The organism is candidate division Zixibacteria bacterium HGW-Zixibacteria-1 (genome assembly GCA_002838945.1).
Lineage (GTDB): Bacteria > Zixibacteria > MSB-5A5 > GN15 > PGXB01 > PGXB01.
In genome coordinates this window covers 1-13259 of record PGXB01000004.1, presented here as the reverse complement: position 1 = coordinate 13259, position 13259 = coordinate 1, and the positions used below count along the sequence as shown (strand labels likewise).

General features: G+C 49.6%; 13 protein-coding genes and 2 tRNA genes. All 15 read left to right on the top strand.

What is annotated here, in order from left to right:
* Positions 1-4: 4 nt before the first annotated feature.
* The 15 genes from CVT49_02605 to CVT49_02535 all read left to right on the top strand — a co-directional run bounded on the left by CVT49_02605 (position 5) and on the right by CVT49_02535 (position 13147).
* Entirely contained in the window at positions 5-2350 is a 2346-nt protein-coding gene (locus CVT49_02605; protein PKK84484.1) for a hypothetical protein, read from the top strand.
* The gene (locus CVT49_02600) at positions 2347-2790 is read left to right on the top strand and encodes a hypothetical protein (protein ID PKK84483.1); all 444 of its coding nucleotides are present in this window, start codon (positions 2347-2349) and stop codon (positions 2788-2790) included. The genes CVT49_02605 and CVT49_02600 overlap by 4 nt, the downstream gene beginning before the upstream one ends.
* 13 nt (positions 2791-2803) lie before the next feature.
* Entirely contained in the window at positions 2804-3256 is a 453-nt protein-coding gene (locus CVT49_02595) for a hypothetical protein (protein ID PKK84482.1), read from the top strand.
* A gap of 70 nt (positions 3257-3326) precedes the next feature.
* Positions 3327-4223 (top strand): hypothetical protein, encoded by an 897-nt coding sequence (locus CVT49_02590; protein PKK84481.1) that lies wholly within the window; start codon positions 3327-3329, stop codon positions 4221-4223.
* Between the two features lie 181 nt (positions 4224-4404).
* Positions 4405-5445, top strand: a complete 1041-nt coding sequence (locus CVT49_02585; protein ID PKK84480.1) for a tRNA preQ1(34) S-adenosylmethionine ribosyltransferase-isomerase QueA — start codon at positions 4405-4407, stop codon at positions 5443-5445.
* A 62-nt stretch (positions 5446-5507) separates the two neighbouring features.
* On the top strand, positions 5508-6200 hold the full coding sequence (ispD, locus tag CVT49_02580; GenBank protein ID PKK84479.1) for a 2-C-methyl-D-erythritol 4-phosphate cytidylyltransferase: 693 nt from the start codon (positions 5508-5510) through the stop codon (positions 6198-6200).
* A 1-nt stretch (position 6201) separates the two neighbouring features.
* A complete protein-coding gene (locus CVT49_02575; GenBank protein PKK84609.1) occupies positions 6202-6702 on the top strand; it encodes a 2-C-methyl-D-erythritol 2,4-cyclodiphosphate synthase in 501 nt (166 codons plus the stop codon).
* Positions 6575-7309, top strand: coding sequence for a hypothetical protein (locus CVT49_02570; GenBank protein PKK84478.1), 735 nt, complete (start codon positions 6575-6577; stop codon positions 7307-7309). The genes CVT49_02575 and CVT49_02570 overlap by 128 nt, the downstream gene beginning before the upstream one ends.
* Positions 7293-8324: a D-alanine--D-alanine ligase gene (locus CVT49_02565; protein ID PKK84477.1), complete on the top strand. Its 1032-nt coding sequence runs from the start codon at positions 7293-7295 to the stop codon at positions 8322-8324. Before CVT49_02570 ends, CVT49_02565 begins: the two co-directional genes overlap by 17 nt.
* 6 nt (positions 8325-8330) lie before the next feature.
* A complete protein-coding gene (locus tag CVT49_02560; protein PKK84476.1) occupies positions 8331-9068 on the top strand; it encodes a hypothetical protein in 738 nt (245 codons plus the stop codon).
* Between the two features lie 67 nt (positions 9069-9135).
* Positions 9136-10209 carry a peptidase M28 gene (locus CVT49_02555; protein PKK84475.1) on the top strand — a complete coding sequence of 358 codons (1074 nt, stop codon included), beginning with the start codon at positions 9136-9138 and terminating at the stop codon, positions 10207-10209.
* 10 nt (positions 10210-10219) lie between these two features.
* Positions 10220-11617 (top strand): cysteine--tRNA ligase, encoded by a 1398-nt coding sequence (locus tag CVT49_02550; GenBank protein PKK84474.1) that lies wholly within the window; start codon positions 10220-10222, stop codon positions 11615-11617.
* Positions 11618-11715: 98 nt separating this feature from the next.
* A tRNA-Thr gene (locus CVT49_02545) sits at positions 11716-11788 on the top strand.
* Between the two features lie 49 nt (positions 11789-11837).
* Positions 11838-11919: transfer RNA gene (locus CVT49_02540), tRNA-Tyr, on the top strand.
* Positions 11920-11971: 52 nt separating this feature from the next.
* The gene (locus CVT49_02535) at positions 11972-13147 is read left to right on the top strand and encodes a hypothetical protein (GenBank protein ID PKK84473.1); all 1176 of its coding nucleotides are present in this window, start codon (positions 11972-11974) and stop codon (positions 13145-13147) included.
* The last annotated feature ends 112 nt before the right edge of the window (positions 13148-13259 follow it).

The following is a 13259-nucleotide window of genomic DNA, read 5'->3' as shown; positions in this document are numbered from 1 at the left end:
AGATATGCCGGGCACACAATCAATCGAAGGGCTGGCATCAAATCTCGATATTTCCTCTATTGTCGACACCATCATGTCATACGAGAGGTATCCTGTTACTTTGCTGGAGCAGGATAAGAAATATAAGACGCAGCAGGTTGCCGCCTACCAGGCCGTCCTGGCCAAATTTATCGCCCTCCAGAGCCAGGTCAGTCTGATGAAAAAAGAGTCATCCTATAATAAGGCCGACATAAATATTTCCGATGAGTCCGTCCTTTCGGCCACCGCCAGCGGTCGCGTCTCCTCGGGATCATACAATGTCAGCGTTCTTTCGCTGGCTCGCAATCATCAGGTCGCTTCGCGCGGCGTGAGCGATTCCACCACCGGGATTTTCGGTGCCGGGACAATTAAAATTTCCGTCGGTCAGGGCGGCACCACCACCATCAATGTCGATTCCGAAAACAACAGCCTCATCAGCATCAAGAATGCGATCAATGGTGCCCGCGCCGGCGTTTCCGCGTCGATCATTAATGACGGCACTTCCTCGAATCCATATCGGCTGCTCATAACCGCCTCCAAAACCGGTGCCGCCAATACTATCAAGCTGGACATTGATCTCACCGGCGGCGAAATGCTCGATTTTGAAAACAGCTCCTTCGATAATCCCGAAATGATAAAACTGTCATCCGGAACAACCACCGGCATATCGCTCGGCTCGACCGCCTCATATAGCGGCAGTCAAAATAAATTATATACCTTTACGGTTGGGGGCAACGGAACGCAGACCATCGGCTCGGATATAATTGCCCTTAATTGGTCCGATGGCACCAATTCGGGAACGATTCTGGTGACCCAGGCCGACAGCGAGGTGGAACTGACCGGCGCCGGAGCCGACGGCCTTAAGCTGTCATTTTCATCCGGCCAGTTGACCGCCGGTGACTCCTTCCAGGTGGCCGGCTTTGCGCCCCTTCTGCAGAATGCCTCCGATGCCCGGCTGGCGGTCGGGGGAGACGGCACCAACGGCGGATCGCCGATTATCGTCAATTCCGCGACCAATCACTTTGAAGAAATCATCCCCGGCGTTTCCCTCGATGTCAAAAAAACGACCGAACCGGGTGAGTCGATTATTATCAATACCAGTATCGATACCGAAGCCATCAGGACCATGGTCAACGATTTCGTGACGAAATACAATGCCGTCATGAGCTTTGTCGACGATCAGTTTTCATATAATACCGACACCAAAGAATCCGGCGTCCTTTTTGCCGATTATTCTCTTCAAGTCATGCAGTCAACCCTGAGATCATCGGCGACACGCGTTATAACGGAACTCGGTAATGGAATCAACTCCCTGTCGGCCATCGGTATTCGAACGGGGGCGGACGGCCAGCTAAAAATGGTCAACTCCGCCAAACTGGTCGATGCCATCCGGAATGACTTCGATAGCTTTGCCAATCTTTTTGTCAATTCCGCATCATCATCCTCGCAGTATGTGGAATTTGTCTCGGCCTCCGACAACTCCATCCCCGGAAAAGATTATGAGGTCAGGATCACCAAAGCCGCCTCCAAAGGATATTTCCAGGGAACTCTGATAAATGACCCCGCCGTATCGCCGATAACGATTGACAGCAGTAATAATACCCTGAAGCTAAAAGTGGATGGACTTGTATCCGAGGATCTGGTGCTCACCGAGGGCACCTACACCTCCGGCGGCGCTCTGGCGCGCGAAATACAATCCAAAATCGATAACGATCCGAAATTGAATAACCAGGATGTCGTCGTGGAGTGGGTTCCACTCTCCGGCTCCGGATACCTTAAAATAACCGGCGCGACCTATGGCTCGAAATCACAGGTGCGCATGGAAACCACATCATCCACTAATGCCTACAATGTCCTCGGCCTTGCGGGAGGCGTGGTGCACGCCGGCAGTGATGTCGAAGGTACCATCAACGGTGAAAGCGCCACCGGAAAAGGACAATTCCTGACCGGTGATGAAGACAACGCCACCACCGATGGTATCAAGCTGAAAATCATGATCTCCGAAAATCAGCTCCTTAATGGAGCCCTCACGGAAACCATCTCGATTTCACGCGGACTCGGCAGCCGGTTGACCAGTACGCTGGACAATATAACCAAAACCATTGATGGGTCCATCGCCCGGCGCACCTCATCACTCAATAAGCAGATTGAAGGTATCAGTAATCAAATCGCCGACTATGAAGAACGCCTGGCAACCCGGCGGGAGGATTTATACAACCAGTTCCTGCAGATGGAATCCCTCCTGTCGCAGTATCAATCGGAAGGTTCCTACCTGGAATCGCAATTGACCAGCATAAATCAAAATTGGAGTCAAATACTGAAAAAGTCATGATGAATAATAATGTAAAAAAGTACGAGGCCGTTGACACCCTCGGCCGCACATCGGTGGAGCTGGTCGTTAAGGTCTATGACGGCGCCATCGCCAGCCTCAAACAGGCCGCCGGAGCCTATCAAAAGGGGCAGACAAAAGAGGGTTATGATTCGATCGAGAAAGCGAAGAAATTTGTCGTGCATCTGTACACGACTCTCGATGAAGACAAGGGACAGGACATTGCAAGAAGACTTTCTCAACTTTACGCATATGTCATCGAAAAACTTAATATCGTCCAGGCCACCAAGGATCTTTCATTGATTGACGATTCCATCACCGTCCTGAGCAATGTCCGCGAGGGGTGGGATCAACTGGCCGGGCAAATTAAACACACAACGGCTAAAACTGAGAATGAACCGCATCAGGAAAAGCCCGTCCGCGGTGTATCATTTTCGATTTGATGAGGCGACAAATATGGAATTTAATCAAATCACGCAATTGGAGCGAGAGCTCATTTTTGTCCTGAAGGAGGAATATTCTTTCTATCAGTCCCTCTATATCCTTATTGATAAACAAAAAGATATGGTCAAATTCGAACGGGACGAAAAACTGCTGGACCTCTATACCGAAATCGAACGGTGTCATCAGCGCATTCAGCAATCCGAAAAGAAAATCGCCGCCCTGAAAGAAAAAAATCCGAAAATGTTCCATATTGCATCGGCCGCACCCGAGGTCAAGAAACTGGTCAACAGCATTATTACCATGGTCAAGAAAAGTATCGGCCTGGTCAAGGAAAACGAAGAATATCTTCGGGGACGGCATTCTCGTCTCAAAACGGAACTGAAGGAACTCAAAAATAGTCAGCAAATCCTGAAATACCTGCGGGACAGTGAACCGGCCCCCCAATTTGTCGACGGCAAAAATTAGGCATTTCGCCCGTCCTTCGGGGATGTGATATATAAACAGATGTGACTCAATTTAAGGCATGAGGTGAAATATGACGACAACATCAGCTACATCGTCGCTCGAAAATAGACTAAAACAGGTCATCAGCAATATCAGAAATCTTCCCACTCCGCCCATAGTCTTCGAGCGGATTCAGAAAGTCCTGAACAATCCTGAAACCTCAGTGGCTGATGTCGCCGCGATTCTTTCCGAAGACCCGGCCATGTCGGTAAAAGTCCTTAAATTGACCAATTCCGCATTCTATGGCCTGTCGCGCGAAATCGATTCGGTAAATCATGCCGTCATGATTATCGGACTTGAAGCGGTCAAAAATCTTGTCCTGTCCGCCTCGGTGCTGAGCATGTTCAAGGCCAACAAGGAAAACAAAGAATATCATGAAAAATTCTGGCGGCATTCTCTCTCGACCGCCCTCTCCGCCCGTGTCATCGCCAAAGATTTCCATAGCGGAAAAATGTTTAATCCCGACCCGGCTTTTTCCACCGGGTTGATTCATGATATCGGTAAAATGATAATTTGCTGCTTTATGCCGAGTGAGCATGAACAGGTCATGGAATATCTGCAGACGCATGAAAACGTTTCCCAGATGGAGGCCGAGATTATTACCATGGGATTCAACCATGCCCAGCTTGGGCGTCAGTTGGCCGTAACCTGGAAACTGCCCGACCGGCTTGCCGACGCCATCGGTTATCATCACAGCCCGGCCATGGAGAATCAGAGCGACGACCTTGCTCACCTGATAAATTTGGCTAATTATGTCGCCCACAACGGATTACCAGTCGATGCCGGAGGGCTCTCCAACACCAGGCTTGATCCTGAAACGATCAAATTCTTTAGGGTCGATGACGATTATATCGAACGGCTGAAAACCCGTCTGATAGATGAGTATATGAAGGCGGAGACCTTCATGAAGATTGCCGGATTGAGTTGAAATACTCCCGCCTGATAGCGGCCGTTTGGCTTTGCCTCTTAATTTTCACGCCCCAATGGCCGCTGCCGAACGGACCCGACACGGTATTTGGTTCATATTTTACTACCATACAATAAATTACCTTGACAAATCGGAATAAACCAGCATTTTACTCCGACTTGATGGACAAAAATGAGACGTAATGGACCTATCGCTATTTGACTACTACCTGCCTGAGGGCCGAATTGCCTACCACCCGGCCAGACAACGCGACCTCTCGCGCCTGATGATACTGGACCGCGCCGACGGCCAAATCAGCCATGGCAAATTCCCTGATATCGCCAATTTCATGAAGAAGGGCGACGGGCTTATTGTCAATGATACGAAGGTCCTCAAAGCCAGACTTTTCTCCCGACGCGCTTCCGGCGGAAAAATAGAAATCTTCCTGCTTGAAGAAATTCAGCATGAGGGCCAGGATTGCTGGCAGGTGCTGACCCACCCCACAAAACGTGTCAAAGAAGGCGAGTCCCTGTTTCTCGACGATGAATCCTCCTTTGAAGTAGTCAGTAAACTGCCGACCGGAAAATCAATAATCAAATTTAAGAGTAAGTCCGAAGCCGACCGGCTGATAGATAAATTCGGTCATATTCCGCTCCCGATCTATATTCATCGTCCCGATGAAAAGAAAGATGAAAGCCGCTATCAGACCTTATTTGCCGATCCCGGGAAAACCAAAGCGGTGGCCGCCCCGACCGCCGGGCTGCATTTTACCAACCGAACCATCACTCGAATAAAAAATAAGGGCGTCGAAATCATCCCGATAACCCTGCATGTCGGCTACGGAACTTTTAGAACCGTCAAAGTGAATGATATCAATGAACATTCGGTCGATGCTGAATTTGCCGAAATCTCCCGCGATGCCGCCGATCGCATAAATAAGATAAGGGAAAACGGCGGCAAAATATTCGCCGTCGGCACCACCTCGGTCAGAACCCTGGAATCGGCCGCTCTTGTCAAAGGAAAGGTCCAGCCTTATGCCGGATACGTCGATTTGTACATCAAACCCGGCCACGATTTCAAGCTGGTGGACCACCTCATAACCAATTTCCACCTCCCCAAATCATCGCTGATGATACTTGTCTCGGCCTTTGCCACCAGGGAGAAAATCCTCGAAGCCTACAATATCGCCGTCAAAGAGGAATATCGTTTTTACAGCTACGGCGATTGTATGCTGATTTTGTGACCGCTGATTTATAAAAAATTTAATCTTTCAATTCCAAAATACACCCGATATATTAAACCGATATGAATACGGTGGCATTAATCGTTGCGGCCGGACGGGGTGTCCGTTTCGGCGGCGACATACCGAAACAATTCCGAATTATTCTCGACCGGCCGCTTCTTGCCTGGACCGCCATGCAATTTGAAAAGGCCCGGCTGGTTGATGAAATTGTCCTTGTCATCGCCGAGGATTTTATGCTGTATGCCGGCGATAAAGTCGTGAAGCAATCTTCCTTCGCCAAATTGAAACGTATTATCAAGGGGGGAGAAACGCGCCGGGAATCGGTTCTTAACGGCCTCAAGGCGCTGCCGATTTCGACCGGCTTTGTGGCCATCCATGACGGCGCGCGGCCGCTTGTTGATGCCGCCGATATTGACCGTGTTATCGCCGTCGCCCACAAAGAGCGGGCGGCGATCCTGGCCCGCCCCATTGCCGACACGGTCAAAAGAGTCGAAGCCGACTATGTTATTTCGTCGCTTGACCGAAGCAAATTATACCGCGCCGAGACGCCTCAGGTCTTCCAATATGATCTTATTAAATCGGCCCATGAAAAATATATATCGGGCAGGGAAGTGACCGATGATTCCGCCCTGGTGGAAGCGCTTGGTTTCAAAGTCAGGACCGTTATTCCCGAAAAAAGAAATCTTAAAGTGACCACCGAAGAAGATATGCAATTGGCCAAAATGATAATAGAGGAGAATAACCGTGAAGCCTGATATTCGAATTGGGATCGGTTATGATTCACACCGTTTTGTGACAGGGCGCCCTCTGGTCCTGGGCGGCGTCATCATTGCCCATGAATACGGCCTCGACGGCCACAGCGATGCCGACGTTCTTCTTCACGCCATCGCCGACTCGATTCTGGGAGCGGCCGGCTTGGGCGATATCGGAGGGCATTTCCCCGATACCGACATGCAGTTCAAAGATATGCAATCGACCAAATTATTGTCGGAAGTCTTCAAGATGATTGTGCAAAAGGGTTTTCAGGTGGGGAATGTCGATGCCGTCATAATCGCCGAGAAACCGAAACTCGCGCCTCATCTTGACGCCATGAAATCGAAAATCAGCCGCATCCTGGTAGTTACGATCGATGATATCGCCGTCAAGGCCACGACCAACGAACAGATGGGTTTTGTCGGACGGGAAGAGGGGATTGCGGTTATCGCCACATCTTTATTGTATAAGGATCATGGAACAGTCGTTCAACCTGATAAATGATTTTCTCCAGAAGCTGTTCGCTTACGGGCCGTTCTGGATTTATCTGGCCCTGGTGGGAGCATCTTTTATCGAGAATATTTTCCCGCCCTTTCCCGGCGATTTTTTTACCATTGCCGGAGGCGCCCTGGCCGCGGCCGGATGGCTGAATATTTTTCTCGTCTTCGGAGTCGTTTATCTGGGCGGAATCGGCTCCACCATGGTTGTCTACTCACTGGGAACGTCGCTGGGCCGGAATTATTTCATCAGGAAAAATTATAAATATTTCTCTGTCGAAGATATCAATCGTCTGGAAATCTGGTTCGCCCGAAAGGGAGCCATTCTGCTGATTTTCAGCCGTTTTATTGTCGGCGCCCGGGCCGCTATTGCTCTTGTCTGCGGCATCGGACAATACAGCCCGACAAAGACCTTCGCCTTTTCCTCAATCTCATTCTGGATATTCAATGGCTTACTGCTGTTCAGCAGTTATATATTTGTTGTCAACTTCGACACCATCGCGCATTATTATCACCTCTATGAAAAAATCGCCTGGCCGATAATAATTACCGCGATATTAGTATTTATTATCCTGAAAATTAAGAAAATAAGAAACAATGGAAAAAAGACTTAAAATTCTGGTGCTCGCCGGGGGGCTCTCCGAGGAACGTGATGTCTCACTTGCTTCGGCTCGGGCCGTTACCGAGGCAATCAAAAAGCTCGGCCATAATGTTGCTGTCATCGATTCGGCCTCGGGTATATCATTGCTCGATGCTGAAGGAAAATATCTTTTGGCCGAAGATACCGCTTCCCTGTCCAAAATTGCCCTGAAACAAAAAGATAATCTGGCCCTGTCCGAGTCGATACAATCGCCCGACTATAAAAATTCCGATATCGTCTTTCTCGCCCTGCATGGCGGACGTGGTGAAGACGGCACCATTCAGGCCCTTCTGGAACTGGCCGGCATGAAATATACCGGTTCCGGTGTCCTGGCCTCGGCTGTGGCCATGCACAAGGCCTTTACCAAGCGCCTGGTGAGCCATGAAGGCATCCTGACACCCGATTGGCTGCTCTTCAAGGGCAATGACTTTGGCGACGTTGAGAGCCTCCTTAATCGGATTCAAGCTCATTTCGCATTTCCCCTGATCGTAAAACCGAATAACTCAGGATCGACCGTCGGCTTGACACTGGTTAGAAGTTTCGACCAATTGGCGGCCGCCGTTGAGACGGCCCGGAAAGTCACCGGGCAGGTTCTTGCCGAACAATATATTTCAGGCCGCGAAATCACCGCCTCCGTCCTGAACGGCCGGCCGTTTCCTCTGGTGGAAATCATTCCGACCAACGAATTGTATGACTATCAGTGCAAATATACCAAAGGGAAATCGCAATATGTCTGCCCGGCGCCAATTCCCGATAATATCCGGGATCAAATTCAGGAAACGGCTGCCCGAGTTTATGAAATAGTCGGCTGCTCCGGCCTGGCTCGTGTTGATTTTATCCTCGATAAGGGGAACAAAGCATATTTTCTGGAAGTTAATACATTACCGGGCATGACCGAATTATCGCTCGCGCCGATGGCCGCGAGAGAAGCCGGAATGGATTTTGAGAAACTTGTCGATTTGATTTGCAAAACTGCGCTGAATAGATAGAGAATTATGACCAAATACAGTATCGATGGAATCCTTTTTGATCTTGGCTCGACACTTCTCGAATATGAGACCATTCCCTGGAGTGTTCTCGATGTAAATTGCGTCAATGCCGGATATGAATTCCTGAAAAAAGATGGGTATAAACTGCCTCCCATCGACCACTTCTGGGCCAGGTATGTTGAGATATGGGGCCGATATCGCGAACGCTCCGCTGAGTCGCTTGAAGAATGGCGCATTATCGACGCCGTCAAGGATCTTCTGGGGTCATTCGAAATTAAAAATAATGGCCCATTGCCCGACCGGTTTTTTGAAGCTTATTATACTCCGGTCTCCCGGCAATTGTCCATTTTCGCCGATGCCCCGTCTGTGCTGAAATCTCTTAAATCAAGGGGCAAGCGAATCGGCCTCGTCTCCAACACTTATTTCCCGGAGGAATATCATATCGGCGAACTGCAGCGTTTCGGCCTGCTGTCATTTTTTGACTTTACCATTTTTTCGGTCTCCTTTGGATATCGCAAACCGCATTCGGCAATTTACAAAAAGGCGCTCGATCTTCTGGAAACCGAGCCTGCCAGGACGCTTTTCGTTGGTGACCGATATCTGGAGGATTGCGAAGGGCCCGCCGGCGCCGGGATGCACACGATCATAAAATATCGTGCCGGAAGAGAATACCCCGACCCGATGAAACCGGGGCAGATTGTCGTAGAATCATTGACAAAACTTCTTGATTATATCGCGGATTAGTTTGACGATTTCATTAGATAATCGTATATTCCATTTTTGGCAAATTTTCGAATAAAAAGGAGTGATCATGGATCAGACCGAAATTCTATTGCAGGATATAACCAATGCCTTTGGCATCTCCGGTCATGAAGGAGCCGCCAGAGAAGTGATGGCCCGCTATATGAAGGGCCTGGCCGACATCAGCTTTGACAAGCTGGGTTCCATTATCGGCCGCAAAAAGGGTACCTCCGATTCACCCCGGGTGGTCGTGGCCGGACACCTCGATGAAATCGGTTTTATGGTCAGGGAAATCACCAGCGACGGCTTCATCAAGTTTCTCCCTTTGGGCGGCTGGTGGGGACATGTCGCCCTCGCCCAGCGCGTCTGGATCATGACTTCCAAGGGTCCCGTCCTCGGCGTCGTCGGCTCGACACCGCCCCATCTGCTGAAGGCGAAGGACCGCGAAAAGGTCCTCGACATCGATGAGATGTTCATCGATGTCGGAACCATGGAAAAATATGACATCAAGAAAAAACTGGGCGTCAAAGTTGGTGATCCGATTATCCCCGATTCCAAATTTACCGTCATGAATCATAACCAGATGTATCTCGGCAAGGCCCTGGATAACCGCGTCGCCTGCGCCATGGTCATCGATATTCTTCGCCATTTCCAGAAAACCGCCCATCCCAATACTATCTATGGCGCCGGAACGGTTCAGGAAGAGGTCGGCCTTCGCGGCGCCAAGACTGTCGCCCACACGGTCGATCCTGATGTGGCCGTCATTCTCGACGTTACCGTCGCCCGCGATATTCCTCCCGATGGCAGCAAAGTATCGGAAAAATTGGGGGCAGGGGCCGCCATTCTGGTCTATGACGGCGGCATGATCCCCAATCAGAGACTCCGCGAGTTATTCATGAAAACCGCCGAGGAAAACAAAATTCCCTACCACCTGACATCTTTGTTAAGGGGAACCACCGACGGTGCCGCCATCCATGTCAGTCGTTCCGGCGTCCCGACCGTCTTTGTCGGAATCGAAACCAGATACATCCACTCGCACAACAGCATCATCTATCGTAAAGATTATGACAACATTGTGAAACTGGCCGTGGCCGTTATTAAAAAATTGAATAAAAAGACAGTGGACTCATTGACCGCTGCATGAGGAAATCGATATGTCGCTCCGACTGACAAATACAATGACTCGCAAACAGGAAGAATTCTCACCCCTCGAAGATAATCATGTCCGGATGTACACCTGCGGCCCGACCGTCCACGACTACGCCCATATCGGCAACTTCAGGACTTACATGTTCGAAGATCTCCTGCGCCGATATCTCAAGTACAAAGGATACAAAGTCACTCAGGTGATGAACCTGACCGATATCGATGATAAAACCATAAGGAAATCGCGCGAACTGGGTATTTCCCTTGATGAATACACGTCCAAATACAAAAAGGCCTTCTTCGAAGATATCGATACCCTTCGCATCGAACGCGCCGAGCATTATCCCGAAGCCACCACTCATGTTCCCGAGATGGTTGCGATGGTCGGGACCCTGATGCAAAAGGGCCTCGCCTACGAAGTTGAGGGTAATTTCTATTTTTCCATCGCTAAATTCAACGGCTACGGAAAATTATCTCATATTGACCTTGAAGGATTGAAACCCGGCGCGCGGGTCGCCTCGGACGAATATGAAAAAGAATCGGTTTCCGATTTCGCCCTCTGGAAAGCCTGGGATGAAAACGATGGCGATGTCTATTGGGAGACCGAATTGGGAAAGGGCCGTCCCGGATGGCATCTGGAATGCTCCGTCATGTCGATGAAATACCTCGGCGAAACCTTCGATATACATACCGGCGGGGTCGATAATATCTTCCCGCACCATGAAAACGAAATCGCCCAATCCGAAGGCGCCACCGGAAAACCGTTCGCAATCCTGTGGCTTCACAGTGAGCACCTGGTTGTTGATGGCCGCAAAATGGCCAAATCGCTGAATAATTTCTATACCCTTCGCCAGGTCATGGAACGCGGCTATTCGGCTATCGCCGTCAGGTATGCGCTGCTGTCCACTCATTACCGCCAGCAGCTTAATTTTACTTTCGAACGCATCGAAGCGGCCGCCAATGCCCTCGAGCGATATACCGACTTCCACAATAATCTGGCCGATTACCCCGGCGGAAAATCCTCCGGTGAAGCCGACACGTACATTGACAAACTGCTGTCCGGTTTCGAATCATCGCTCGATGATGACCTCAATATCTCGGCGGCACTGGCTGAAGTCTTCGATTTCATCCGGGATATCAACCGTCTTAAGGCCGAAAATAAACTCTCGGCCGACGAACGCGATAGGGCGCTCAAGGTCCTGAAAAAGATTGATACCGTTCTCGATTTCCTGCCTCGCGCCGAAGAAGGCATCGACGACGAGATAGAAGCTCTCATCCAGAAGAGGGTAGAGGCCAAAAAACGGCGCGATTTTGCCGCCGCCGATAAAATCAGGGATGATCTCCTGCAGCAAGGCATCATCCTCGAGGATACTCCGGCCGGAACCAAGTGGAAAAGAAAAATATAGCCGGGCCGATGCACTATCATTCCGCCGATTAAAATAGGGCTGATTATTTGGCTTGACATATTCGTAAAAATATATATAATAGCTTTCTATTTATCGGCGCCGGCGTAACTCAGTTGGTAGAGTAGCTGATTTGTAATCAGCCTGTCGGGGGTTCGAGTCCCTTCGCCGGCTTTATTAAGCTGAAGGGATTAGAGAGGCGGCCGATAAGAAAAATATATTTGGAGGGGTTCCCGAGCGGCCAAAGGGAACAGACTGTAAATCTGTCGGCGAAGCCTTCGGAGGTTCGAATCCTCCCCCCTCCATAAATTAAAACCTGAAGCAATTCAGGTTTTTTTCATTTACTCAGTCTTTTGCATGCTTTATGGTTGCTGTTGTCCCGGCCGATTAATAAATTATAATGTCACGCCAAACTTAATAGGGGAAAAGCCGATGTTCTCATCAAAATCTCTATTCGTGAAGTCATCCGCAATATTATTTGGGGCCATTCTATTATTGATTTGCACTTGCGGCAAGGAGAAATCAGTCGAATCACCGCAGAATGATCCTCCCGAAATTCTGTCGGCCATTCAAACCGAAGCTTCCGGCGGCATTTATTTCAGCTATCGAGCTGATTTTGCTGATACCGACGGCCCCGATACGCTTATAACGTATCTGAACTATCCCCAATGGCTGACATCCTCCGGCGATAGTATTTATGGAACCCCCGATGATGGTCTCGCGGACACTTCTTTTACGCTAATTTTCTCCGATGGCTTAAAGACCGACACTCAGCTTGTTTCCGTCGATATGATCCCCAGTCTTGTCGTTTACGGCGATACCCGAACCGGTCACGAGGCCCACCAGGCCATCGTAAATCTTATTATTGACGTCCGACCGGCCGCCGTTTTTCATGTCGGTGATCTGGTCGGTAACGGCAATCTCCAAAGTGACTGGGACATTTTCAATAATATAGTCGCCGAGATGCTCGCCACGGCGGAATTTTTCCCTGCCCTCGGAAACCATGAATACCAGTCACCGCTGTATTTTGCGAATTTTGATCTGCCCAATAATGAAGAATGGTACTCGGTTGACAGAAACCGCATTCATTTTATTATTCTAAATACCTGCGTCGGTATTTCCGCAGGCTCCGATCAATACCAATGGCTCCTGTCGGATCTGGCCGCCATCGCCGATTCCATTCTCTTTACGGTGGCGGTTTTCCATCACCCGCCCTACAGCACCGGCTCTCATGCCGAGGACGAAATGGGTCTGCGGCAAATTCTGGTTCCATTATTTGAGCAATATGGTGTCGATATCGCCTTCACCGGTCATGATCATGATTACGAGCGTTCTTTCTGCGGCGGGATATATTACATTGTTGCGGGCGGGGGAGGAGCCCCTCTTCGCGATCAGGCCCGGACCCACCCCTGCGGCGAACTATTCCTGGAAAAATATCATTTCTGCAAACTCTCGCGAGTGGATAATAGATTGATTGTGAATGTTTATGATATCGATACCCTGCTGATCGACTATTATGAAATCAATCGTTAGCTGAAAATACCCTTCAAATTCAAAAGCCCCCCGCTTGTGCGGGGGGCTTTTGTGTATGTGGTGTAACCTGTTGTAACGTCAGGTCGGGCAAAATGACGTTACTTCAGGAGGA

What these genes read in the sequence shown, in the direction of transcription:
- CVT49_02605 (PKK84484.1), top strand. Translation starts at nt 5, where the DNA reads ATGCCGGGCACACAATCAATCGAAGGGCTGGCATCAAATCTCGATATT.
- CVT49_02600 (PKK84483.1), top strand. Translation starts at nt 2,347, where the DNA reads ATGATGAATAATAATGTAAAAAAGTACGAGGCCGTTGACACCCTCGGC.
- CVT49_02595 (PKK84482.1), top strand. Translation starts at nt 2,804, where the DNA reads ATGGAATTTAATCAAATCACGCAATTGGAGCGAGAGCTCATTTTTGTC.
- CVT49_02590 (PKK84481.1), top strand. Translation starts at nt 3,327, where the DNA reads ATGACGACAACATCAGCTACATCGTCGCTCGAAAATAGACTAAAACAG.
- CVT49_02585 (PKK84480.1), top strand. Translation starts at nt 4,405, where the DNA reads ATGGACCTATCGCTATTTGACTACTACCTGCCTGAGGGCCGAATTGCC.
- ispD (PKK84479.1), top strand. Translation starts at nt 5,508, where the DNA reads ATGAATACGGTGGCATTAATCGTTGCGGCCGGACGGGGTGTCCGTTTC.
- CVT49_02570 (PKK84478.1), top strand. Translation starts at nt 6,575, where the DNA reads ATGATATCGCCGTCAAGGCCACGACCAACGAACAGATGGGTTTTGTCG.
- CVT49_02565 (PKK84477.1), top strand. Translation starts at nt 7,293, where the DNA reads ATGGAAAAAAGACTTAAAATTCTGGTGCTCGCCGGGGGGCTCTCCGAG.
- CVT49_02560 (PKK84476.1), top strand. Translation starts at nt 8,331, where the DNA reads ATGACCAAATACAGTATCGATGGAATCCTTTTTGATCTTGGCTCGACA.
- CVT49_02555 (PKK84475.1), top strand. Translation starts at nt 9,136, where the DNA reads ATGGATCAGACCGAAATTCTATTGCAGGATATAACCAATGCCTTTGGC.
- CVT49_02550 (PKK84474.1), top strand. Translation starts at nt 10,220, where the DNA reads ATGTCGCTCCGACTGACAAATACAATGACTCGCAAACAGGAAGAATTC.
- CVT49_02535 (PKK84473.1), top strand. Translation starts at nt 11,972, where the DNA reads ATGCTTTATGGTTGCTGTTGTCCCGGCCGATTAATAAATTATAATGTC.